Origin of the sequence: Bosea sp. 124 (assembly GCF_003046175.1) — a bacterium.
Lineage (GTDB): Bacteria > Pseudomonadota > Alphaproteobacteria > Rhizobiales > Beijerinckiaceae > Allobosea.
In genome coordinates this window covers 4,375,290-4,396,943 of sequence record NZ_PZZM01000001.1, presented here as the reverse complement: position 1 = coordinate 4,396,943, position 21,654 = coordinate 4,375,290, and the positions used below count along the sequence as shown (strand labels likewise).

General features: G+C 65.9%; 20 protein-coding genes. 9 read left to right on the top strand and 11 right to left on the bottom strand.

The window, feature by feature from the left end:
- Window positions 1-57: 57 nt before the first annotated feature.
- A complete protein-coding gene (locus tag C8D03_RS20910) occupies window positions 58-771 on the bottom strand; it encodes a DnaJ domain-containing protein (protein WP_108049329.1) in 714 nt (237 codons plus the stop codon).
- A complete protein-coding gene (locus tag C8D03_RS20905) occupies window positions 768-1,511 on the bottom strand; it encodes a hypothetical protein (protein WP_108049327.1) in 744 nt (247 codons plus the stop codon). Before C8D03_RS20905 ends, C8D03_RS20910 begins: the two co-directional genes overlap by 4 nt.
- 97 nt (window positions 1,512-1,608) lie before the next feature.
- On the opposite strand from C8D03_RS20905, the gene panC reads away from it, so the two are divergent.
- Window positions 1,609-2,457 carry a pantoate--beta-alanine ligase gene (gene panC, locus C8D03_RS20900; RefSeq protein ID WP_108049325.1) on the top strand — a complete coding sequence of 283 codons (849 nt, stop codon included), beginning with the start codon at window positions 1,609-1,611 and terminating at the stop codon, window positions 2,455-2,457.
- An 18-nt stretch (window positions 2,458-2,475) separates the two neighbouring features.
- Here panC and C8D03_RS20895 read toward each other — a convergent pair whose 3' ends face one another.
- From C8D03_RS20895 to C8D03_RS20870, 6 genes are all read right to left on the bottom strand, one after another.
- Window positions 2,476-2,772 (bottom strand): type II toxin-antitoxin system RelE/ParE family toxin, encoded by a 297-nt coding sequence (locus C8D03_RS20895; RefSeq protein WP_108049323.1) that lies wholly within the window; start codon window positions 2,770-2,772, stop codon window positions 2,476-2,478.
- Window positions 2,765-3,007, bottom strand: coding sequence for a type II toxin-antitoxin system ParD family antitoxin (locus tag C8D03_RS20890; RefSeq protein ID WP_108049321.1), 243 nt, complete (start codon window positions 3,005-3,007; stop codon window positions 2,765-2,767). The genes C8D03_RS20895 and C8D03_RS20890 overlap by 8 nt, the downstream gene beginning before the upstream one ends.
- 80 nt (window positions 3,008-3,087) lie before the next feature.
- Entirely contained in the window at window positions 3,088-3,525 is a 438-nt protein-coding gene (locus tag C8D03_RS20885) for a DUF1489 family protein (protein ID WP_108049319.1), read from the bottom strand.
- A gap of 176 nt (window positions 3,526-3,701) precedes the next feature.
- Entirely contained in the window at window positions 3,702-5,687 is a 1,986-nt protein-coding gene (locus tag C8D03_RS20880) for an acetyl/propionyl/methylcrotonyl-CoA carboxylase subunit alpha (RefSeq protein ID WP_108049317.1), read from the bottom strand.
- 30 nt (window positions 5,688-5,717) lie between these two features.
- Window positions 5,718-6,347, bottom strand: a complete 630-nt coding sequence (locus tag C8D03_RS20875; protein ID WP_210203948.1) for a cation efflux transmembrane domain-containing protein — start codon at window positions 6,345-6,347, stop codon at window positions 5,718-5,720.
- A 179-nt stretch (window positions 6,348-6,526) separates the two neighbouring features.
- On the bottom strand, window positions 6,527-7,303 hold the full coding sequence (locus C8D03_RS20870) for an SDR family oxidoreductase (RefSeq protein WP_108049313.1): 777 nt from the start codon (window positions 7,301-7,303) through the stop codon (window positions 6,527-6,529).
- A 193-nt stretch (window positions 7,304-7,496) separates the two neighbouring features.
- Between C8D03_RS20870 and C8D03_RS20865 the strand changes: the two genes are divergently transcribed.
- On the top strand, window positions 7,497-8,582 hold the full coding sequence (locus C8D03_RS20865; RefSeq protein WP_108049311.1) for a Kelch repeat-containing protein: 1,086 nt from the start codon (window positions 7,497-7,499) through the stop codon (window positions 8,580-8,582).
- 160 nt (window positions 8,583-8,742) lie between these two features.
- Entirely contained in the window at window positions 8,743-10,128 is a 1,386-nt protein-coding gene (locus tag C8D03_RS20860) for an IS1182 family transposase (protein ID WP_108048155.1), read from the top strand.
- Between the two features lie 161 nt (window positions 10,129-10,289).
- On the opposite strand, the gene C8D03_RS20855 is transcribed toward C8D03_RS20860, so the two are convergent.
- From C8D03_RS20855 to C8D03_RS20845, 3 genes are read right to left on the bottom strand one after another with little or no spacing between them, the layout of a single operon-like run.
- On the bottom strand, window positions 10,290-11,594 hold the full coding sequence (locus C8D03_RS20855; protein WP_108049309.1) for a TRAP transporter large permease: 1,305 nt from the start codon (window positions 11,592-11,594) through the stop codon (window positions 10,290-10,292).
- Window positions 11,595-11,604: 10 nt separating this feature from the next.
- On the bottom strand, window positions 11,605-12,159 hold the full coding sequence (locus C8D03_RS20850) for a TRAP transporter small permease (RefSeq protein ID WP_146170245.1): 555 nt from the start codon (window positions 12,157-12,159) through the stop codon (window positions 11,605-11,607).
- Between the two features lie 37 nt (window positions 12,160-12,196).
- Window positions 12,197-13,186 carry a TRAP transporter substrate-binding protein gene (locus tag C8D03_RS20845; RefSeq protein ID WP_108049305.1) on the bottom strand — a complete coding sequence of 330 codons (990 nt, stop codon included), beginning with the start codon at window positions 13,184-13,186 and terminating at the stop codon, window positions 12,197-12,199.
- A 211-nt stretch (window positions 13,187-13,397) separates the two neighbouring features.
- On the opposite strand from C8D03_RS20845, the gene C8D03_RS20840 reads away from it, so the two are divergent.
- The 6 genes from C8D03_RS20840 (at window position 13,398) to C8D03_RS20815 (ending at window position 21,380) form a co-directional block, all read left to right on the top strand.
- Window positions 13,398-14,315 (top strand): LysR family transcriptional regulator, encoded by a 918-nt coding sequence (locus tag C8D03_RS20840; RefSeq protein WP_181301145.1) that lies wholly within the window; start codon window positions 13,398-13,400, stop codon window positions 14,313-14,315.
- 121 nt (window positions 14,316-14,436) lie between these two features.
- Complete coding sequence (locus C8D03_RS20835) at window positions 14,437-16,563, top strand: hydantoinase/oxoprolinase family protein (RefSeq protein ID WP_108049301.1); 2,127 nt, start codon at window positions 14,437-14,439, stop codon at window positions 16,561-16,563.
- Window positions 16,556-18,265: a hydantoinase B/oxoprolinase family protein gene (locus C8D03_RS20830; RefSeq protein WP_181301143.1), complete on the top strand. Its 1,710-nt coding sequence runs from the start codon at window positions 16,556-16,558 to the stop codon at window positions 18,263-18,265. Before C8D03_RS20835 ends, C8D03_RS20830 begins: the two co-directional genes overlap by 8 nt.
- A gap of 40 nt (window positions 18,266-18,305) precedes the next feature.
- Window positions 18,306-19,070, top strand: coding sequence for an HpcH/HpaI aldolase family protein (locus C8D03_RS20825; RefSeq protein ID WP_108049299.1), 765 nt, complete (start codon window positions 18,306-18,308; stop codon window positions 19,068-19,070).
- A 138-nt stretch (window positions 19,071-19,208) separates the two neighbouring features.
- Window positions 19,209-20,024 carry an NAD-dependent epimerase/dehydratase family protein gene (locus C8D03_RS20820; protein ID WP_108049297.1) on the top strand — a complete coding sequence of 272 codons (816 nt, stop codon included), beginning with the start codon at window positions 19,209-19,211 and terminating at the stop codon, window positions 20,022-20,024.
- 66 nt (window positions 20,025-20,090) lie between these two features.
- The gene (locus tag C8D03_RS20815; RefSeq protein WP_108049295.1) at window positions 20,091-21,380 is read left to right on the top strand and encodes an NAD(P)/FAD-dependent oxidoreductase; all 1,290 of its coding nucleotides are present in this window, start codon (window positions 20,091-20,093) and stop codon (window positions 21,378-21,380) included.
- The last annotated feature ends 274 nt before the right edge of the window (window positions 21,381-21,654 follow it).

Sequence of the window (21,654 nt, the reverse complement as noted above, 5' to 3'; positions counted from 1 at the left end):
CGGACAAGGAACGCTGACATGTCGTACCAGACCTCCTCCCTGTTCCCGGCCGGCACCTCACTTCAGAAGGACGTCCTTGGCCTGGTTGACGCGAGCGGCAAGTCCGCTGGTGCCCCCGGCGTCCGGGTGGATACGCTTCATCAGGGCACGATGGGCCTCGCGGATCGCCTCCTCGCCCGCCCCCGGCTGAAGCCCCAGGATCTCGTAGGCCTCCTGATGCGACATCGCGCCCGTGCGCGCCGCGCGGCCCTGCCCCGCGTCGCGGTGACGATCAGCGTCTTCACGCCAGCCGGGCGACCGGCGGTCGAGATATGCCTCTAGCAGCCGTGCTCCGTCCGGATCCTGCGCCAGGCATTCGCGCATCAGCACGCCGATCTCGGCCTGCGACAGATCGTCGAGACGGCGCCCGGCGAAGCTGCCGCCGCTGACCTTTCCGGTCATGCCGCCGCTGTCGTGGTCCAGTTCCATGGCGAGCAGGGCGGATGCCACCTTCGAGCGCGTGCCCGGTGTCTCCCCTGCGCCCTTGCCCCAGGGAAAGCGGATGCCGCCGGGCCCCGTCGCGCTCCAGCCGAGCAGCCAAGCGCCGATGCCGCCGACGAAAAGCGCCATGTCCATCCGGCCGCGCATCATCAGCAGCCCGGCGACGCCGAGCGACAGCACGCCCCCGCCGCTCTTCACCACCTTGGCGAGCAGCTTCGGGTTGGTGCCAGCGAAGAGCTTCGACAGCCACCAAAACAGCAGGACGGCGACGATGCCGTAGAGCAGCGTCACCGGCGGCCTCCATCCATCGCGCCCAGCAGCCCGCGCACGGCAGGGCTCGCGCCTGCGAGCTTCAGCATCGCCTCGCGCCCGCCCGCGGCATAAGCCGCGGCACCACGCAACAACTCCAGCAGCGAATCCGGCGCGTTCACGTCGAAGCGCGCATGCGCCCCGCCGGTCAATCGCGCCATCGTGGCGAAGGCGGCACTCGCCGCGGGATCATGCCCCTCCTGGAACAGGAAGCCGCGGATGCCGCGCAGTCCGAGTTCGCCCGCGAGCGCGGCGAGCGCATCGACATCCTCCTCCATCGCATCGCCGACGAGCACGAAGGCGCGGATCGGCACGGCCTTCGCCTCGTCACGGACATGCTTGAGGACGCGTGCAATCTGGGTCTGGCCGCCCTGGCAGGTGATCGCCGCCATCAGCCCGTTCAGGCGGCGCGGCTCGCCGACCCAGCCCGAGGCCCGGCACTCGCCCAGGCCCCGAAAATAAACGAGCTGCACCGCGAGCCCGCCGCTCGTCGCCGCGACCTCGAACATCCGCGACTGCAGCGAGCAGGCCAGGTCCCAGCTCGGCTGCCGGCTCATCGTCGCGTCGAGCGCGAAGACGAGGCGGCCAGCCTGCCCGGTGGCCAGCGGCGCCAGCTGCTTCGCGGCGCCGAGGAAGCGGTCGATCTCACCCGGCGCGGAATGCCCGGCGGCGACGCCCGCTCCCTTGGCCTTGTCGAGAGCCCTGTCGGTCTTGTCTGTCATGCGCTTGATATTGGCGGTTCGCGTTGCATTTGCTACCCGTCACCCGCAAGGGGATCGGCGATCCCCACATGAGATAGCGACAACAAGAGAAACGCCCATGACCGGAATCGCGGTGTACGAGACGGTGACCGCGATGCGCGCTGCGGTGGCGGGATGGCACGGAGCCGGCGAGAAGGTCGGGCTCGTGCCGACCATGGGGGCGCTGCATGAGGGCCATATCGCGCTGGTCGCGGAAGCACAGCGCCATGCCAGGCGGGTGATCGTCTCGATCTTCGTCAACCCGACGCAGTTCGCCCCGCATGAGGACTTCAAGAAATATCCGCGCACCTTCGACGATGATTGCGCCATGCTCGTCGCCGCAGGCGCCGACGCGGTCTTCTTTCCCCCGGTGGAGGAAATGTACCCGGCTGGCTTCGCGACCCGCGTGCTGCTGCTCGGACCAGCCGCCGTCGGCCTCGACGACCGCTTCCGGCCAACGCATTTCGAGGGCGTCGCGACGATCTGCTGCAAGCTCTTCAGTCAGTCGCGCGCCGACTTCGCCGTCTTCGGCGAGAAGGACTACCAGCAGATGAAGGTCGTCACGCGCATGGCAGCCGATCTCGACCTCGGCATCGCGATCGTGCCGCTACCGACGATCCGCGAGCCAGACGGCCTCGCCATGTCCTCGCGCAACCGCTACCTCGCCCCCGAGCATCGCGCACTCGCCCCGTTGCTGCACCAGGTCATGCAGGCGCTCGCCGTCCGCATCCGCAACCGCGACGAGCTGTTCAAGGCCGTGGCGGAGGCGCAGGGCGAGATCATCTCGGCCGGCTTCGAGCTCGACTATCTGGAAGCCCGCCACGGCGAGACGCTGGCGCCCGTGACCTCGCTGGCCGATGGGCCGATCCGTCTGCTGGTCGCGGCGCGGATCGGCGCGACGCGGCTGATCGACAACATCGCGGTGTAAGAGCGGCTGCGTCGCCGCTTACAGATGTCGCCTCACATCCATCCGCTGGTGAAGCAGGCGCATGACGTCGATGCCCGTCTCGGAGAGACGGTAAAAGACCAGATGTGATCCGACCGGATATTTCCAATAGCCGGCGCGAACATCGACAGGACGACCCTGCTTCCTGCCTGCAGCCAGCCCCTCGAACGTGGCCATGATCGTTGTGTGATAGCTTTCCGCCTGCTCCGGCGACCAGCGCGCGGCCGGGTAGGACCAGATCTCCTCGAGATCGGTCAGCGCCCGTGGAGAAAGCCGGTAGCGACCCGGCTCAGCCATGCCTGGCGCGCATCCGCCCCACAAACGTCTCGTTGTCGAAGGCAACCGGCGGGCCCGACTCCTCGCCGGCGATCAATGCGTCCTGAAGCGCCTTGACCCGCGCTTCGTGCTCTTCGAGCAGACGCAGACCGGCCCGCACGACATCGCTTGCGGAGCCATAACGGCCCGTCTTCACTTGCGCGCCGATAAAGCCGTTGAAATGATCACCGAGCGAAATGGACGTGGTCTTCGGCATGGCGGCACCCTCCGTTCGATACCAACAGATAGCAAAATCCGGTATCGCCGCCAATCCGTAACCTGCGCCCCGCACCGGTGCTACAGCAGCCCCAGATCCGCCAGCTCGCGCCGCAGCGCCTCCGGCATCGCGCCGAGATCGCCGCTGCGGCCGGTGATGTCGCGCGGTGCGTCCTTGTCGGCGAGATAGCGCCAGCCCTGGAACGGCCGGCACGGCCGCGGCTCCAGCGGCACCACGACAGGCTCCAGCACGAGATGGCAGCGGCCGATCCCGTCGCCATCGGTGAAGGGGCGGATCGCTGTCAGGCGTTGCCGCGCCGAGATCTGGCCCTTGATCACCCAGTAGAGCGACCCGCCATCGACCAGTTCGTCGACGCGCTTGGGCACCATGCGCGTGGTGTGCATCTGCTCCTGCGGGCGGCCGAGCCGGTGCTCCAGCATCATGCGCTCCTCGATCCACTCTTCGAGATCGCTGATCGATTCGGCGCCGACGCAGAGCTTGAGCAGATGGAGAGGCATGGCCGGCAACGTAGTGCGGCCGAGTCGCCCCGGCCAGCACCTGCGGCGTTTCTCCACAGCTTGGACGTTTGATCGTTATTGGGAGCGCATCGAAGCAATGACGGGCAACACCCGCATCGCCACCGACCTGAATCAATACGCGAGGAAACGCACGCAAGCGATTCCGACGATTCAGCTTACTCTCCCAGCACCACGACCTTCGCGCCCTCGGCCACCTGCGAGCCCGGCTCGCCGGCGACCTCGCTGACGAGGCCGTCGCGCGGGGCTGTCAGCACATGCTCCATCTTCATCGCCTCGACGATCGCGAGCCGCTGGCCCTTCACCACCGTCTCCCCGACCGACACGAAGAGCGCGACGAGCTTGCCATGCATCGGCGCCTTGATCACGCCGCCCGCGCCCACCGCCGCGTCGAGATCGACGCCGAACGGATCGAACAGCGCGACAGATGTCTGCCGGCCGCGATGCAAGGCGAGATAGGTCCCCCTCTCGGCCTCGGCCAGCGCGATCTCGTGCTCGCCCTCGTCGATGTCATGGCCAGGCAGGCTGACGTGGGCGTTGCCCTCCTGCCATTCGATCTGCGCCTCGACCCGCTCGCCATCGACGAGAAGCGGCAGCCCGATCGGCGGGCGCGGCATCAGCGAGAAGGCGTCGGCGTCGAGCCAGGGCGAGCGGTGCTCACCCTCGATCCGCTCGGGCGCCTGCATCAAGCCGGCGAGCTGGCGCTCCTCCTCGAGCTGGAGCGCGGCAGCCGCGACCGCCGCCGCATCAAGCGCTTGCGGCTCGGCCCCGAGCGCCGACAGGTTGCGCTCGATGAAGCCGGTGTCGAACGGCCCGTCGCGGAAGCCTTGCGCCTCGGTTAGGGCCTTGAGGAAAGCCAGATTGGTGCGCGGCCCGGCGACCACGGTCTCAGCCAGCGCGGCTCCGAGCCGATCCAGCGCCTCATCGCGCGTCGCGCCATGGGCGATCACCTTGGCGATCATCGGATCGTAGAACGGGGTCACCGTGTCGCCGGCCTCGACGCCCGTGTCGATGCGGATGCCCTCTGCCTCGGGGAATTGCAGCGCCCAGAGCTTGCCGGTCGAGGGCAGGAAACCCTTCTCCGGATCCTCGGCATAGAGCCTGGCCTCGACGGCATGGCCCGTCGCGGTCACCTCGGCCTGCGTGAATCCCAGCGGCTCGCCGGCCGCAACCTGCAATTGCAGCTCGACCAGATCGAGCCCCGTGATCGCCTCTGTCACCGGATGCTCGACCTGCAGACGCGTATTCATCTCCATGAACCAGAAGCCGTCGGCGCGCAGCCCCTCGCGCCCGTCCGCGATGAACTCGACCGTGCCAGCCCCTACATAGCCGACAGCCCTGGCGGCCTCCGTCGCGGCCCGGCCCATAGCGGCGCGGACCTCGGCGCTCATGCCGGGCGCCGGCGCTTCCTCGATTACCTTCTGGTGGCGGCGCTGCAGCGAGCAGTCGCGCTCGTAGAGGTGGACGACATGGCCATGGCTGTCGCCAAACACCTGGATTTCGACATGGCGCGGCTGGAGGATGTATTTCTCGACCAGAACCCGGCCGTCGCCGAAGGCGCTCTGACCCTCGCGCCGTGCGCTCGCCAGAGCCTCGTCGAAGTCCTCCGGCCGCTCGACCTTGCGCATGCCCTTGCCACCGCCGCCCGCAACGGCCTTGATCAGCACCGGGTAGCCGATGCGACGTGCCTCGCCGCGCAGGAAATCGACGCCCTGCTCGGCGCCATGATAGCCCGGCACGACCGGCACATTCGCCTTCTCGACCAAGGCCTTGGCCGCATCCTTCAACCCCATCGCGCGGATCGCCGAAGCGGGCGGGCCGACGAAGACGATGCCGGCCGCGGCACAGGCCTCGGCGAAATCGGCATTCTCCGACAGGAAGCCATAGCCCGGATGGATGCAGGCGGCGCCGGCCTGTTTCGCGACAGCGAGGATCTTGCCGGCGTCGAGATAGCTTTCGCGCGCCGGAGCGGGGCCGATGGCGTAGGCCTCGTCCGCCATCTGCACGAACAGCGCCTCGGCATCCGCATCGGAGTGAACGGCGATCGTGCGCAGGCCGAGCCGGCGCGCCGTGCGGATAACGCGGCAGGCGATCTCGCCGCGATTGGCGATCAGGATGGAGGGCAGTTTCTCGGCGATCGACATGAGCGGTAGTCCTCGGCAGGCGTGCCGCCTTTATAGCCCGCCCGCCTGGCCTGTCGCGGCCTTGTTCTGCACAGCCGGATCGGCAGCGTTCCGGCGCAGCGAACGCCAGATCGCCCAGGTCGCCTGGAAGCAGATGCCGGCAACGAAGAGGTCGAACAGGTATTCCGGCCAGCGCACCGGCGCGACGCGGGCGCCGAGCCCGAGCAGCGCGAAGCCCGTCGTCGAGATCACGTCGTTGCGGGAGGACAGCCAGGTCGCCTTGATCACCGGATTGTCTTCGCGCCGGAAGCGCCAGAGCACCGCGACGATCAGCACGGCGATGACGACGGCGCTGCCCGCCGAAAAGCCGAGCGTCCAGATTTCGATCGGTCGTGGCGTGGCGATCTTGTCGGCGAGGTCGTAGAGCGTGTGCAGCCCTGCCACCGCCATGACCGCACCGATCGCGAAGGCCGCCACCCGCTCGGCCCGGGCATCGCGGCCGAAGACCAGCGCCGCGATGCCGTAGAGCGCGACGTCGTAGACCCAGTCGACGCCATCCTTGAAGAGTTGCGGATTGCCGACCGCCAGCGCCCGCAGCACCACGGCGATGGCGAAGACGAGGATACCGAGCGCAATGCCCCAGATGGTGAGGGTATAGGCACGCGCCGTCTCCCGGCTCACGCCGCCGTCTTTCCCGTCATGGTCGGGCATGTCCCGACCATCCACGTCTTCGAACGGCTGGGACAAGCGGAACTCCGACAATCAGGTGCCGGCGAGCACGGGAAAACGCATCGAAGCGTCGAGCGGCGCCAGACGTGGATGGTCGGGACAAGCCCGACCATGACGGCCTGCCCGCCCCCTCACCCGCGCCCGACGAACGGCGCGTTCGTCGCCATCACCGTGACGAACAGCACGTTCGCCTCCGGCGGCAGGCTCGCCATGTGCAGCACCGTCGTCGCGACATTGTCGACATCCATCACCGCCTCGACCTTGATCGAGCCGTCGGCCTGCGGCACGCCGGTGGTCATGCGCTTGGCCATCTCGGTCAGCGCATTGCCGATATCGACCTGGCCGACGGCAATGCCGTATTTGCGGCCGTCGAGCGAGGCGGTCTTGGTCAGGCCGGTGATGGCGTGCTTGGTCGCGGTATAGGCGACCGAGTTCGGCCGCGGCGCATGGGCCGAGATCGAGCCGTTGTTGATGATGCGCCCGCCCTGCGGCTGCTGGTCCCGCATCGCCTTGAAGGCCTCCTGCGTGCACAGGAACGGGCCGGTGAGGTTGGTGTCGACGACCTTCTGCCAATCCTCGATCGAGAGATCCTCGAGCATGATGCCGCCCGGCGCATTGACGCCGGCATTGTTGAACAGCACGTCGACCCGGCCGAAGGCCGCTTTGGTCTTGGCGAACAGCGCCTGCACCGAGGCCTTGTCGGTGACGTCGGTGGAGACGGCGAGCGCCTGCCCGGCCGGTACGCCCGACAGCGAAATCGTTTCCTCCAGTGCATCCGCGCGGCGCCCGGCCAGCGCGGTGCGGTAGCCGTCCTTCAGGAAGGCGAGCGCCACGGCCCGGCCGACGCCCGAGCCGGCGCCGGTGATGATGGCGACCTTGTTGTGCGCATCCTGGTTAGACGAAGCCATGGCGTATCCTCTGGTTTCTTAGCGGTTCAACCGTTTCAATCGGTCTCTCGCGACCATAGCAGCGCGCCCGGCGGACGGAACAGGCTTTTGCGCAGCCCCTCTCCGATTTGGCGGCGCAGACCGCGCCCCGTCGCATCCGTGTCTTGCCAAGCCAGCAAAGGCCCATACTCTCGGGCAAAATGGGAGGATCGCCATGACCAAGCTGAGCCGCCGCCATCTGCTTGCCGCCGCGGGCGCCACACTCGCCGCCCCGGCGCTCGCCCAGCAGCCGGGCCACGAGCATCACGGCGGTCACTACGAGCGGCTGAACCAGCCCGGCCGCATCCCGAAGCCCGAACTGGCGACGAGCCAGAACGTCTTCGATTCACCCTCGCCGAAGGCCGCCAATCCGGGCCGCTGGAGCCCGAAGGCGCTGCTGCCGATGCCACGCTCGGAAATGGCCTGGGCAACGGCGCATGAGGGCCGCATGCACATCGTCGGCGGCTATGCCGAGCAGCGGGTCGACCGGCCCTATCACCACACCTACGAGGCCACGGCCGACCGCTGGTCCGACGCCGCCCCCTTGCCGCTCGGCGCCAACCATGTCGGCGTCGCTGTCCTCGACGGCAAGCTTTACGCCATCGGCGGCTTCCTCGAGCAGAACCGCAAGCCTCATCCGCGCTGCTTCGTCTTCGACCTGAAGGCCGACCGCTGGGCCGAGATCGCGAGCCTGCCCCGCCCGGTCGGTTCGACCGCCGTGGTCGGCCTGAACGGCGTGCTGCATGTCATCGGGGGCGCCATCGGCGAGACCACCGAGAGCAAGCGCTCGGTCGACTGGCACCTGGTCTACGATCCGAAGACCGACCGCTGGAGCGAGCGCACACCCATGCCGACGGCGCGCGACCACACCGGCACGCTGCCGATCGGCAACCTGATCCACGTCATCGGCGGGCGCGTCGACTCATTCCACACCAACTCGAACCTGCACAACGCCTATGACCCGGCGACCGACACATGGGCCCCGCGCAACCCGCTGCCGACCGCCCGCTCCGGCCATGGCGCGGTGCTCTATCGCGGAAAAGTCTTCGTCATGGGCGGCGAAGGCACCAACCGCGTCTTCGGCCAGATGGAAGCCTACGACCCCGCTAGCGACGGCTGGGAGCAATACGCCCCGATGCCGACCCCGCGCCACGGCCTCGGCGCGGCCCTGGTCGGCGACGCCATCCACGTCGCTGGCGGCGGCCCGATCATGGGTGGCGGGGTGCAGAGTGCCGTGCATGAGGCGTTTGTGCTGGAGTGAAGAGAATCCGACCGCGATCATCAAGCCAACCGCGCGCCGACCATGCATGGCGCGGCCAGCCGTGGAGCGGGTTCGCATAAGCGCCGATACCGTTGAAAAAGTCGTCGTTGCCGCGGGTATGAAGTCCTGATTCAGTTGTCCTTGGTCGGAGGGCGGCGCGATGATGGGCGAGCGACAGGTGGCGCAGGAGGCGTTGTTCTACGAGTTCAGCCTGGAGCGGCACGTCCCGGCCGATCATTGGGTCCGAGCCATCGACCGCTTCGTCGATCTCTCTGATATCCGCGCGCATCTGCGTCCGTTCTACAGCGAGATGGGTCGGCCCTCGATCGATCCGGAGCTGATGATCCGGATGCTGCTCGTCGGCTACTGCTTCGGCATCCGGTCCGAGCGCCGCCTGTGCGAGGAAGTCCACCTGAACCTCGCCTATCGCTGGTTCTGTCGGCTCGGGCTCGAGGGCGCCGTTCCCGATCACTCGACCTTCTCGAAGAACCGGCATGGTCGTTTCCGCGAGAGCGATCTTCTGAGGGAGTTGTTCGAGACGACCGTCCGGCGCTGCATCGCGGAGGGGCTCGTCGGCGGCGAGGGCTTCGCGGTCGATGCCAGCCTGGTCAAGGCCGACGCCAACAAGCAGCGCTCGGCGGCGGCCTCCGAAGTGGTCGACTGGGACGATCTCGCCCGGACGCGCCGGTCGGTGCGCGAGTATCTCGACACGCTCGACGAGGCCGCCTGGGGCGCCGCCAGCGAGGCGAAGCCGAAGTTCGTCTCGCGCTCCGATCCAGCGGCGCAATGGACTGGCGCCCTGAAGGGACACGCCTTCTTCGCCTATGCCACCAACTATCTGATCGATCTCGACCACGCCGTCATCGTTGATGTCGAGGCCAGCCGTGCCATCCGGCAGGCAGAGGTCGGCTCGGCCCGGACCATGCTCGACCGAACGCAGGAGCGCTTCGGCCTCTGGCCGGCCAGATTAGCTGCTGACAGCGCCTACGGCTCGGCCGAGAACCTCGCCTGGCTGGTGCATGAGCGCGGGATCGAGCCGCACATCCTGGTCTTCGACAAATCGCAGCGCAGCGACGGCACCTTCAGCCGCTCCGACTTCGCCTATGACCACGCCCGCGATCTCTACACCTGCCCGGGCGGGAAGGAGCTTCACCAATATCGGCGGCGCTTCGGTATCAGCCGCGAGGGCGTCGATCCCGAAGGCTTCATGCGCTACCGCGCCAGCAAGTTGGACTGCGACGCCTGCTCGCTGAAACCGCAGTGCTCGCCCAACACGCCGGCTCGCAAGATCCTGCGCTCGATCCACGAGGGCGCCCGCGACATGGCCAGGGACATCGCCGAGACCGATGCCTATGTCGCCTCGCGGCGAGAGCGGAAGAAGGTCGAGATGCTGTTCGCTCACCTGAAGCGCATCCTGAAACTCGATCGCCTGCGCCTACGCGGACCGAACGGCGCCAGAGACGAGTTCCACCTCGCTGCGGCAGCCCAAAACCTCCGGAAGCTCGCAAAGCTCCTGCCGAACGGACCCCAGTTCAGGCCTGCATGAGAGGGCGAGGATCAATCGGCCAAATCCGAAACGCCCTCGCGTCCCTCTTAAGACCGACTTTTTCAACGACATCGACCAGGAGCGGACACTGGGATCGTGCCGGCAAGCAGACCTTCACAGGTGTCGCCTGCCTGCGGTCGATCATCGACCTTACCCTTGGTTCAACCGCTCATCATCTTTGGGAGAGCTGTCACGATCTGCGGGAACACCGTGATCACGACAAGCAGCAGCATCAGCACGAGGAAGTAGGGAATCGCGGCCCTCGTCACCGTCAGGATGTCCTTGCCGGTGATGCTCTGCAGCACGAACAGATTGAACCCAACCGGTGGCGTGATCTGCGCTGCCTCGATCAGGACGACGACGAAGATGCCGAACCAGAGCAGGTCGATGCCGGCCGCCTGCACCATCGGCAGCATCACCGACGAGGTCAGCACGATGATCGAGATGCCCTCAAGGAAGCAGCCCAGGATCAGCATGAAGACAGCGAGCACAGCGAGCAGGGCATAGGGCGAGAGCTGCATCGCCGCGACCCAGCCCGCGAGAGACCGCGGAATGTCGACGAAGGCGACCGCAATCGTCAGGCACGCAGCGCAGGCGATGATGAAAGAGATCATGCAGGAGGTGCGCACGGCAGCCATCAGGCTTTCCATGAAGCTCTCCCGGCCGAATCCGCCGCCGATGACCGCGAGGACCAGCGCACCGACGACGCCGATGGTGGCCGCTTCGGTCGGGGTGGCGATGCCGCCATAAATCGAGCCGATGACAGAGCCGATCAGCAGTGCGACCGGAATCAGCCGTCGCGACCGATAGATCTTCTCGCGAAACGGGATCGGCGGGTCGGCCGGCGGCATCTTGTCGGGGTTGAGCAGGCCCCAGATCGCCGTATAGCCCATGAAAAGCGCCATCAGCAGCAGGCCGGGCACCACTCCGGCCACGAACAGGCGCGAGATCGAGACCTCGGCCGTCACGCCGTAGACGATCATGATGATCGAGGGTGGGATCAGCAACCCCAACGTCCCGGAGCCGGCGAGAGTGCCGATCGTCATGTTGAGCGGGTATTTGCGGCGCTCAAGTTCCGGGACGCTCATGCGCCCGATCGTAGCGCAGGTGACGGCCGAGGAGCCCGCGACGGCCGCCATGATGCCGCAGCCCAGCACGTTGACATGGAGCAGCCGACCGGGAAGCCGCGACACCCAGGGAGCCAGCCCCTGGAACATGTCCGAGGACAGCTTCGAGCGGAACAGGATCTCGCCCATCCAGATGAACAGCGGCAGGGAGGTCAAGGCCCAGCCCCAGCTCGAATCCCACAGGGTCGAGGCCACGAGCGAGCCCATCGGGGCGGTCGTGAACAGCCCCATCATGACCATGCCGACGGTGAGCAGCGCCAGGGCCACCCACACGCCGCTGGCGAGCAAGAACAGCAGCAGCCCGGCGAGAACCAGAGACGAGACGACGATCGGATCCATCGGGGTGTCCTCAGGCCACGGGCCGGTCGAGACCGGTTTCGTCGGGCGCCTGGTAGCGGGGAGCGCCACCGCGCAGGAGCCAGACCAGTTCGTCGATCAGCGCCACAGCAAGCACGATGATGCCGGCAGCAACGCCAGCCTGCGGAATCCAGAACGGCATCGCCAGCAGCCCCGGGCTGACATCGTGGAACTGGAAGGACTGGATCGCGAGCAGGCCGACATGCCAGCCGAGGAAACTGACGACCACGGCACCCAGCAGGCAGTTGAAGATCTCGACCTTGTGCCGGGTCGCCTGGGGCAGGCGGCCGATGATCAGGTCGATCCGCACATGCGAGCCGCGCCGGAAGGTGTGGGCCAGCCCGAAGAAGGTCGAGGCAGCCAGGCAAAGCCCGGCGAACTCGGTGGCGTCCAGCGTGACGCCCCGCATCCGGGACAGGATCTGCGCCAGGATAGCGCCAGCGATGCCGATCATGAAGACTGCGGCGATGTAGCCGCAGCAATCATAGAGTTTATCCAGAAAGGCCCTGAGCACGACGATCCCACTCCAGCTTGTCCACTCGAGCACGCCGGCGCAGTGCGCCAGCGTGCTTCCGGCGGTGAGATCAGTTCAGGCTTTTGCGATAGGTCTCGTAGACCGCCTTTTCATCGGCGCTGGCGCTGGCGAGCCATTCGGCGATCATGCCCTTGCCGGCCGAGTCGATGGCCTCGAGCACATCCTTCGGCGACTGGGCGACGGTCATGCCGTGGCTCTTGAGGACGTCCTCGCGCTCCTGGCTGGCCTTTTTGGCCAACTCCCAGCCACGCTTCGTCGCGGCCTCGCCGGCGGCGACAACGACCTTCTGCGTCGCCTCGTCGAGCGCGCGGAAGGCGCGCTCGTTGACGAGGATCGCGTTCTTGTTGTGCATCGTGCCGGTATAGGTGAAGTGCTTGACGTAGTCCCAGACCTGAACGTCGGTACCGGTCTGGGCGCTGGTCCAGAGCGACTGGATCATGCCGGTCGAAAACGCCTGCGGCACTTCGGCGAAAGGCAGGATCAGCGCTTCCATGCCGAGCTTCTCGCCCATGATCTGGGTTTGCTTGGAATAGATCCGCAGCTTCTGGCTCTTGAGATCGGCGAGGCCCTTCAGCGGCTGCTTGGTGTAGAAGCCCTGTCCCGGCCACGCGACATAGGTGATGGCGCGCATGCCGTTCTTCTTGAACATGGCGTCGAAGAACGGGGCCTGGGCCTCGGTCAGCTTGGTGGCCTGGTCGAAGGTCGTCGCGACGCCGGGGATGTTGTCGAGATTGTACATGGCGGCTTCGTTGCCATAGACGCCGAGACGAATTTCGCCGATCTGGATCTGGCCGGATTGCACCGCCCGCTTCACGGCGTCGAGCTTGATCAGGCTGTCATTCGAGCGCAGGTCGATCTTGAGCTTCCCGCCGCTCTTCTCCTCGATCTCCTTGATCATCTCGCGGATATTCTGGGTGAAGAAGCTGCTCTCGGGATAGCCGGACGCCATGGTCCAGCTGGTCTGGGCGAGGACGGGGGCGGTCAATGCGACGCTCATCGCGAAGGCGGCGGATGCAATCAGGGCTCTGCGGTTCATCATTCCCACTTTCTTTGCCTCGCAGCGGGTTACTGCCCGCACGGGTGATTGGTCGCGGCCTCCGAGCGGAACTCGGCAGCCGAGATTTGACACTCCAACCTGTTCTGCCGATAGCATCCAATTGAAATTTGCAGTTCTTGCGATATAGTTTGTTTATTGATCCAGAATTTGGCTCAAAATTTGCATGCCGCCGAGGCGGCGTTTTGGAGGCCCGATGCCGAATTGGACCCTGAAGCAGCTCGAGAGCTTCGTTTGGGTCGCCAAACTCGGCAGTTTCAGGGGCACTGCGGAGCGCCTGAACACCACGCAGCCCAATATCTCGGTGCGCATCTCCCAGCTCGAAGCCTCGCTGGGCGTCAGGCTGTTTCATCGCGACTCCGGCTCGGTCGCGTTGACCCCGATCGGTCACTCGCTGTTGAGCCATGCCGAGAAAGTCCTGCAGGCCTCGGAGGAGTTCTCGCAGCAGTCGATCCGCTCCGACCAGCAGATCGGCATCCTGCGGCTGGGCGTGACCGAACTGATCGCGCAGACCTGGCTGCGCGCGTATCTGCTCGCCCTGCGGCAGGTGTTCCCCAATATCGATGTCGAGCTGAAGGTCGACCTGACCGTCAACCTGCGCGAGGAGCTGGTCTCGCGAGCACTGGATCTGTGCCTGCTCAACGGCCCGATCTCGAACTTCAACATCACCAATGTCGAGCTCGGCTCCGTGCCCTATCTTTGGGTCGCGTCACCGCGCCTCGGGCTCGTCGGCTCCGATATCGCGACCTTCGCCTCGCATACGATCCTCACCCATGCGCGCAACACGCGCCATTTCGTCGAACTCTCCGCGCATTTCCGCGACAGCTTCGAGCAGCCGGTTCGAATCGTGCCATCGAGCAACCTCGCTGCCAGCCTGCAGATGACCCTCGATGGCCTGGGCATCGCGCCGATGTCGCGGACATTGGTGGAGAAGTACCTGGACAGCGGAGAGCTTGTCGAATTCCCTTATGAGTGGAAGCCGACCGCCCTGATTTTCACAGCGTCATACGCCCACACACCTGCCAGTTTTCTGCTCAAGCGCGCGGCCGAACTGGCCGGGGAACAGGCAGCGCACCAGCACCACGGCAACGGCAGTGGGCAGATGGGCCGATAGGAGGCTCTATGGCGGGTACCGATAAGCGTTCTCTATCAAATAATATAGATAATAATAATTCGACGGCATCGGTGGGCCTTCCTATCCTTTTTGAGGATCAGGCAACAGAGGCGAAGTAACCATGTCCATTCTCGGGGCCCGAATGGGGGTCGACATCGGCGGGACGTTCACGGACGTCGTCCTCGAGCTGGACGGCCAGCGCTTCTCGACGAAAGTCCTGACGACCTATTCCGCGCCGGAAGATGCGATCATCGAGGGCATGCACCGGGTCTGCTCCAAGGCCGGCGTGCCGGTCTCCTCGATCGTCCAGATCATCCACGGCACGACGCTGGCGACCAATGCGCTGATCGAGCGCCGCGGCGCCAAGACCGCACTGATCACCACCGAGGGCTTCCGCGACGTGATCGAGATGCGGACGGAGAGCCGCTTCGAGCAATATGATCTCAACATGACGCTGCCGCAGCCTTTGCTGCCGCGCAACCGCCGCTACACGGTCAAGGAACGGATGGATGCGCGCGGGCAGGTTCTGATCCCGCTCGCCCGTTCCGAGGTCGAGACGCTCGCCGACGAGCTGCGCGAGGCCGGCTATGAGAGCGTCGCCATCGGCCTGCTCCACTCCTATGTCAACGACGCCCATGAGCGCCTGATTCAGAAGGTGCTGGCGGAGCGGCTGCCCGGCGTCATGATCTCGCTGTCATCGGAAGTCTCGCCGCAGATGCGCGAATATGAGCGCTTCAACACGACGATCGCCAATTCCTACATCAAGCCGCTGATGAAGAGCTACCTCGTCCGCCTCAAGGGCCGGCTCGAGGCGGAGGGCGCATCCTGCCCGATCTTCCTGATGCATTCGGGCGGCGGCATCATCTCGCTGGAAAGCGCCTCGGAATTCCCCGTCCGTCTTGTCGAATCCGGCCCTGCGGGCGGCGCGGTCTTCGCGGCCGACATCGCGGCCCGGCACGGCCTGACCAAGGTCCTGTCCTTCGACATGGGCGGCACGACCGCCAAGATCTGCCTGATCAAGAACTACACGCCCAAGACGGCGCGGGTCTTTGAGGTGGCGCGGACCTACCGCTTCAAAAAGGGCTCGGGCATGCCGATCTCGATCCCGGTGATCGACATGGTCGAGATTGGCGCCGGCGGCGGCAGCCTTGCCCATGTCGACTCGATGAAACAGATCCGCGTCGGCCCCGAAAGCGCCGGCTCCGAGCCCGGCCCGGCCTGCTATGGCCGCGGCGGCAAGCGCCCGGCCGTCACCGATGCCGACGTCGTCCTCGGCAAGATCGACCCCGACAATTTCGCGGCTGGCACGATCAAGCTCTACGCCGATGAATCGGCCAGCGCGCTGGACGCCGAAATCGGCGGCAAGCTCGGCATGGACGCGCAGGAAAGCGCCTGGGGCGTCGCCGAGGTCGTCGACGAGAACATGGCCAATGCGGCCCGTGTCCACGCGGTCGAGAACGGCGAGGACCTGTCCGGCTACACCATGATCGCCTTTGGCGGTGCGGCTCCGCTGCATGCCGGCAGGCTCTGCGAAAAACTCGGCATCTCGCGCTGCCTGGTTCCGCCCGGCGCCGGCGTCGGCTCGGCTATCGGCTTCCTGCGGGCGCCGTTCAGCTTCGAGGCCAATCGGACCCTGTTCATGCGGCTGTCGCACTTCGACACGCAGCGCGTGACTAGGCTCTTCGACGAGATGGAGCAGGAGGCCACGCGCGTCGTCCGCTCCTGCGGCTGGAGCGGCGAGATCCTGACCGACTACAAGGTCTATATGCGCTATGCCGGTCAGGGCTGGGAAATTCCGGTGACGCTGACCTCGCAGGAGGCGCGCGCGGCCGATCCGGCCGTCATCCTCCAGCGTTTCGAGCGGGAATACATCAACCTGTTCGGCCGCACGGTGCGCGGGCTCGAAGCCGAGATCACTGTCTGGTCGGTCAACGCCCATACCCCCGCGACGCCGGTCGAGGCGGTCGCCGCACTGGGGAAGACAAAGGCCGCGACCGCCGGAGCCGTGCGCAGCTTCTTCGATGCCGGCCTCGGCAAGCGCGTAGAGGCCTCCGCCTTTGGCCGTGACGATCTGCCGACCGGCAGCGAAGTCGCTGGCCCCAGCGTGATCACCGAAGACGAAACCACGATCATCCTGCCTTCGAGCCGCCAGGCGGTCACCCTGACCGACGGCTGCATCGACATCCGCCTGCAGCAAGCCACACCCGCCTCTCACGCGGCGAACGCGAAGGAGGTCGCTCATGTCTGAGATTTCGAAAGTCGCCCATCAGGTGATGTGGAACCGCCTGATCTCGGTGGTCGAGGAACAGGCGCAGGCGCTGATCCGGACCTCGTTCTCGACCTCGGTGCGCGAGGCGGGCGATCTCTCGGCCGGCGTCTACAACGAAAAGGGCCTGATGCTGGCGCAGGCGGTGACCGGCACGCCGGGCCATGTCAACGCCATGGCCGACGCGGTTGCGCATTTCATCCGCAGAATCGGGCGCGACAACATCTGTGAAGCTGACGTCTACATCACCAACAATCCCTGGGAGGGCACGGGCCATCTGCACGACATCACGATTGTTAGCCCGTCCTTTCATCAAAAGAAGCTGGTCGGCTTCTTTGCCTGCACGGCCCATGTCGTCGATGTCGGCGGCCGCGGCTTCGGCGCGGATGCAAATTCCGTCTATGAGGAAGGCCTGCATATCCCGATCATGAAGTTCGTCGATCGCGGAGCAGTGAACGACACGCTTGAAATGATCATTCGCGGCAATGTCCGCGAGCCCGACCAGCTCGTCGGCGACATCTACGCGCTGGCCACCTGCAACGAGATCGGCCATCGCCGCCTGATCGACATGATGGTCGAGTTCAAGCTCGCAGATCTCGCAGGCATTTCCGATTTCATCCTGACCAATTCCCGTCAGGCGACGCTCGACAAGATCGCGGCGCTGCCGCGTGCCCAGGCCGAGGGCCATATGCGGATCGATGGCTACAGCCGCCCGATCGACCTGTGCGTCAAGATCACGATCGAAGAAGACGGCGTGCTCTGCGACTGGGCAGGGACCACCGGCGTCGACAAGAACGGCATCAACGTGCCGCTGGTCTACACCAAGGCCTATACCTGCTATGCGCTGAAATGCGCGATCGCGCCCGAGATCCCCAACAATGCCGCCTCGCTCGAGCCGTTCCGGATCACGGCGCCGGAGCACACCATCGTCAACGCGGTCTGGCCGGCCCCGGTCGCGCTGCGCCACATCATCGGCCACATGGTGCCCGATACGATCTATGACGCGCTCGACAAGATCCTGCCCGGCGTCGCGCCGGCGGAAGGCGCCGGCAGCCTCTGCAACTTCCAGGTCTCGCTGCGACCGCGCCACGATGCTCCGGCACCGTCGGACGCCGTTCGCGCCGAGGTCCTGACCTTCAATTCGGGCGGCTCAGGCGCGCGCCCGACGCTCGACGGCATGAGCGCCACGGCGTTCCCATCCGGCGTTATGACGATGCCGGTCGAGGCGACCGAACAGGTTGGCCCGGTCATCGTCTGGCGCAAGGAATTGCGGCCCGACTCCGGCGGCAACGGCCGCCAGCGCGGCGGTCTCGGCCAGCACATGGAGGTCGGGGCCTGGGAAGGCTACGAGTTCGACATGCAAGCGATGTTCGACCGCGTCCACCATCCCGCTCGCGGCCGTCGCGGCGGCGGCGCCGGTGCCCCGACGACGATCGCGCTCGATGACGGTACGGCGATGAAGGGCAAGGGCAAGCAGTTCGTCCCGCATGGCCGCAAGGTCGTGATGGCGTTCCCAGGCGGCGCCGGCTACGGCGCCGCGGCAGAGCGGGACATCGGCAGCGTCGAGCGTGACCTGGCGCTGGGGTACATCTCCGCCGATGCCGCTGGCGCCGAGTACGGCCTGTCCCACGAGCGCGTGGTCGAAGTGCAAGCCATCGCCCGCCGCGGCGAGCTGCCGCGATAGGCTCGCGCGCGCGATAATCTGCTGAACGGAGAGCAAGGCGATGCAACTGCCCGCGAACAGGTTCCTGGCTTCGATACGGGGCGGGCAACCCCAGATCGGGCTCTGGCTCAGCCTCGCAAGCGCCTTCGCCACAGAGTCTGTCGCGAGTTCAGGTTTCGACTGGATGCTGATCGATACGGAACACTCGCCCAACGACCTGAATTCCGTGATGGCGCAGTTGCAGGTACTCGCTGCCTATCCGGTCACACCCATCGTGCGCCCGGACTGGAACGACGCGGTGCTGGTCAAGCGGCTGCTTGATCTCGGTGCGCCAGGGCTGCTTTTCCCGATGGTTCAGACCCCGGCCGAAGCCGAGGCGGCGGTTGCTGCAACCCGGTATCCGCCACACGGTATCCGAGGTGTCAGCGGCTGCACGCGCGCCAATGCGTTCGGCAGGATGACCGACTATTTCAGCCGGGTCGGTGACGAAACCGCCGTGATCGTTCAGGTCGAAACACGCGCGGCGGTCGAGCAGTCGCTGGAGATCGGCCGTGTCTCCGGCGTGGACGGCGTATTCTTCGGGCCTGCCGATATTGCGGCGGACATCGGCCTTCTGGGCAAGCCCACGGACCCTGCAGTCTGGGAGTTGATCCGCCCGGCAGCGCAGAAATTGATCAAGTCCGGCATCGCGGTCGGCACACTGGTCTTCGATCCGGCCTTCGCAAAAAGCCTTTTGGGCGAGGGGTTTTCGTTCGTCGCTTGCGGATCCGACGCCGTTCTTCTCGCGCGTGGAGCGGACGGCTTGGCCGCGAGGATGCGCGATTGAACCGATGTGACGCCAGACGCTTGTCTGAAGCGCGGTGGCCCGCCACCAACCGGATGATGACGCGCGGTGGCGTAGTTCAAGTCAGATGCCCCAACGCCGCCGCACTCTCGCGATGCGGCAGTCGGAAGCGAGGATTGCATGCCGCAGTATAACCGCATTCTGATCACCGGAGCGGCCGGACGTCTCGGTTCGCAGCTTCGCGCCGGCCTTGCGCCACTCGCCCGTATCATCCGCCTCGCCGATCGCGAGCCGCTCGGGCCGCTCGCCGCTCACGAGGAAGAGGCGATCTTCGACCTCTCGGACATGGAAGCCACGATGGCCGCGACCGAGGGGTGCGACGCCATCGTGCATTTCGGCGGCGCACCGACCGAGCGGGAATGGCAGATCGTCCTCGATTCGAGTATCCGCGGCTCCTACCACGTCTACGAGGGTGCCCGGAAACACGGCGTCAAACGCATCGTCTACGCCTCGTCGGTGCATGCCATCGGCTTCCATGAGATCGGGGCGCAGATATCGGTCGATGCGCCCGTCCGTCCCGATTGCCTCTACGGCGTCGGCAAGACGTTCGTGGAGAGCCTCAGCCGGCTGTACTGGGACAAGTACGGCATCGAGACGGCGTGCCTGCGGATCTTCTCGTCCTTCCCGGAGCCGGTCGACCGCCGGATGCTGTGGTCCTATCTGTCCTTTGCCGATTGCGTACGCCTCGTCACGGCATCGCTGACCGCTCCCTTCGTCGGCCACACGATTTCTTTCGGCACCTCGGACAATGCCGTGAAGGCCGTCGACAATAGCGGCGCCAACCATCTCGGCTATCGACCGCAGGACAGCTCGGAGGCGTTCCGGGCCGATGTCGAAGCGAAATCGCCCGCACTCGACCCGATATCGCCTGCCGGGCGCTATCTTGGCGGCAAATTCTGCGAAATGGCTCACCCCGACGACCACGCGAAAGCCTGACGACGAAGGGCGGTCCCGATCTGCGCCGCGCCTTCCCTGCCAATCTGACGACATGGAGCCGTTTCAATGCTGGAGGACAAGCGTTCGCACGGGCTCTGGGAACTCTCGGCACCTCCCGCACCGCCGACAACGGTCCTTGGCGGGAGCGTCTCCGCCGACGTCGTCATCGTTGGAGCTGGGTACACCGGCCTTTCGGCGGCCCTCCATCTGGCGAAGGCCGGCAGATCAGCCATTGTGCTCGAGGCGGTCGAGATCGGGTTCGGCGCGTCCGGCCGCAATTCAGGCTTCGTCAACGCCGGGCTCTGGGTGATGCCCGATGATCTGATCGCGACGCTCGGCCAAGTCTATGGCAATCGCTTGATCCAGTTGCTCGGGGACGCGCCGCGCGAGGTCTTCGCCTTGACCGAACACTATGGAATGCAGTGCCAGGCCGACCATCGCGGTACCTATCACTGTGCGGTCGGTCCCAGCGGTCTGCAGCAGCTTCAGGCGCGGCAGGTGCAATGGAGCAGACTTGGCGCGAAGGTCGAGTTGCTGAGCACTGAGGAAACTCAGGCAAGGACCGGCGCCGTCGGCTATCGGGCGTCACTGTTCGATCCCCGAGCCGGAACGATCCAGCCGCTCGCCTATGCCCGCGGTCTCGCAGCGGCAGCGATCAGCGAAGGCGCGACGATCCATACGCGCAGCGCGGTGACGTCCTTCGAGCGCAGCGGCGAAGCTTGGTATGTCAGAACCGCTGGCGGCAGCGTCAGTGCGAAGTGGCTGATCCTGGCGACGGACGCCTATTCTGCCGGCCCGACGTCCATGATACGCGAGGAGCAGGTGCGCCTGCCCTATTTCCACATCTCGACACCACCGCTGAGCCACAATCTCCGCAAGACCATTCTGCCGAATGGCGGAGCGGGCTGGGACACGAAAACCATCCTGAGCGGCTTCAGGCTCGACGCCGAAGGCAGGCTGATTGTCGGAAGTGTCGGTGCTCTCAGATCGACAGGGCTCGGCATCCACCGCGGTTGGGCCAAGCGGCATATAAGGAAGTTGTTTCCGCAACTCGGTGATGTCGAGTTCGAGACCGAATGGTACGGCCAGATCGGTATGACGCCCGATCATTTGCCTCGGCTTCACACCTATGGTGCCAACGCCAACGCCATCGGCATCAACGGCTACAACGGACGCGGTATCGCGCCGGGGACTGTCTTCGGGCGCGAGCTCGCCCGGCTTGTTCTTGGCGAAACGAGCCTCGAGGGGATGCCGCTACCGGTATCGGACGTGGGTGCGCCGGCATTCCGCGAGTGGAGAGAAGCCTATTATGAGGTCGGCGCCCAGTTGGCGCACCTGCCTGTCGTTCCGGCATAGGAAGCTGCCGAAGCAACAGACGGCTCGACCCGCGCTATCGCGTCCATTGCAGGCCGCTTTCACTCACCGATCGTCGCGGCAATTGCCGTTGAGCAAGGGCTGGATTTTCGTGAAATTCGCACAGGCGCTGGCCGTGCTGCTCTGAATGTCTCGCATGTCCGTGAGGCAACCTGACCGCAGCAACCGCATTTCGCTGGTCTAACGGCCGACACCTCACCCTGCCCTCTCCTTGCAGGAGAGGGTTCCCCGCGCCTGATCTTGAACCGGCAGCGGC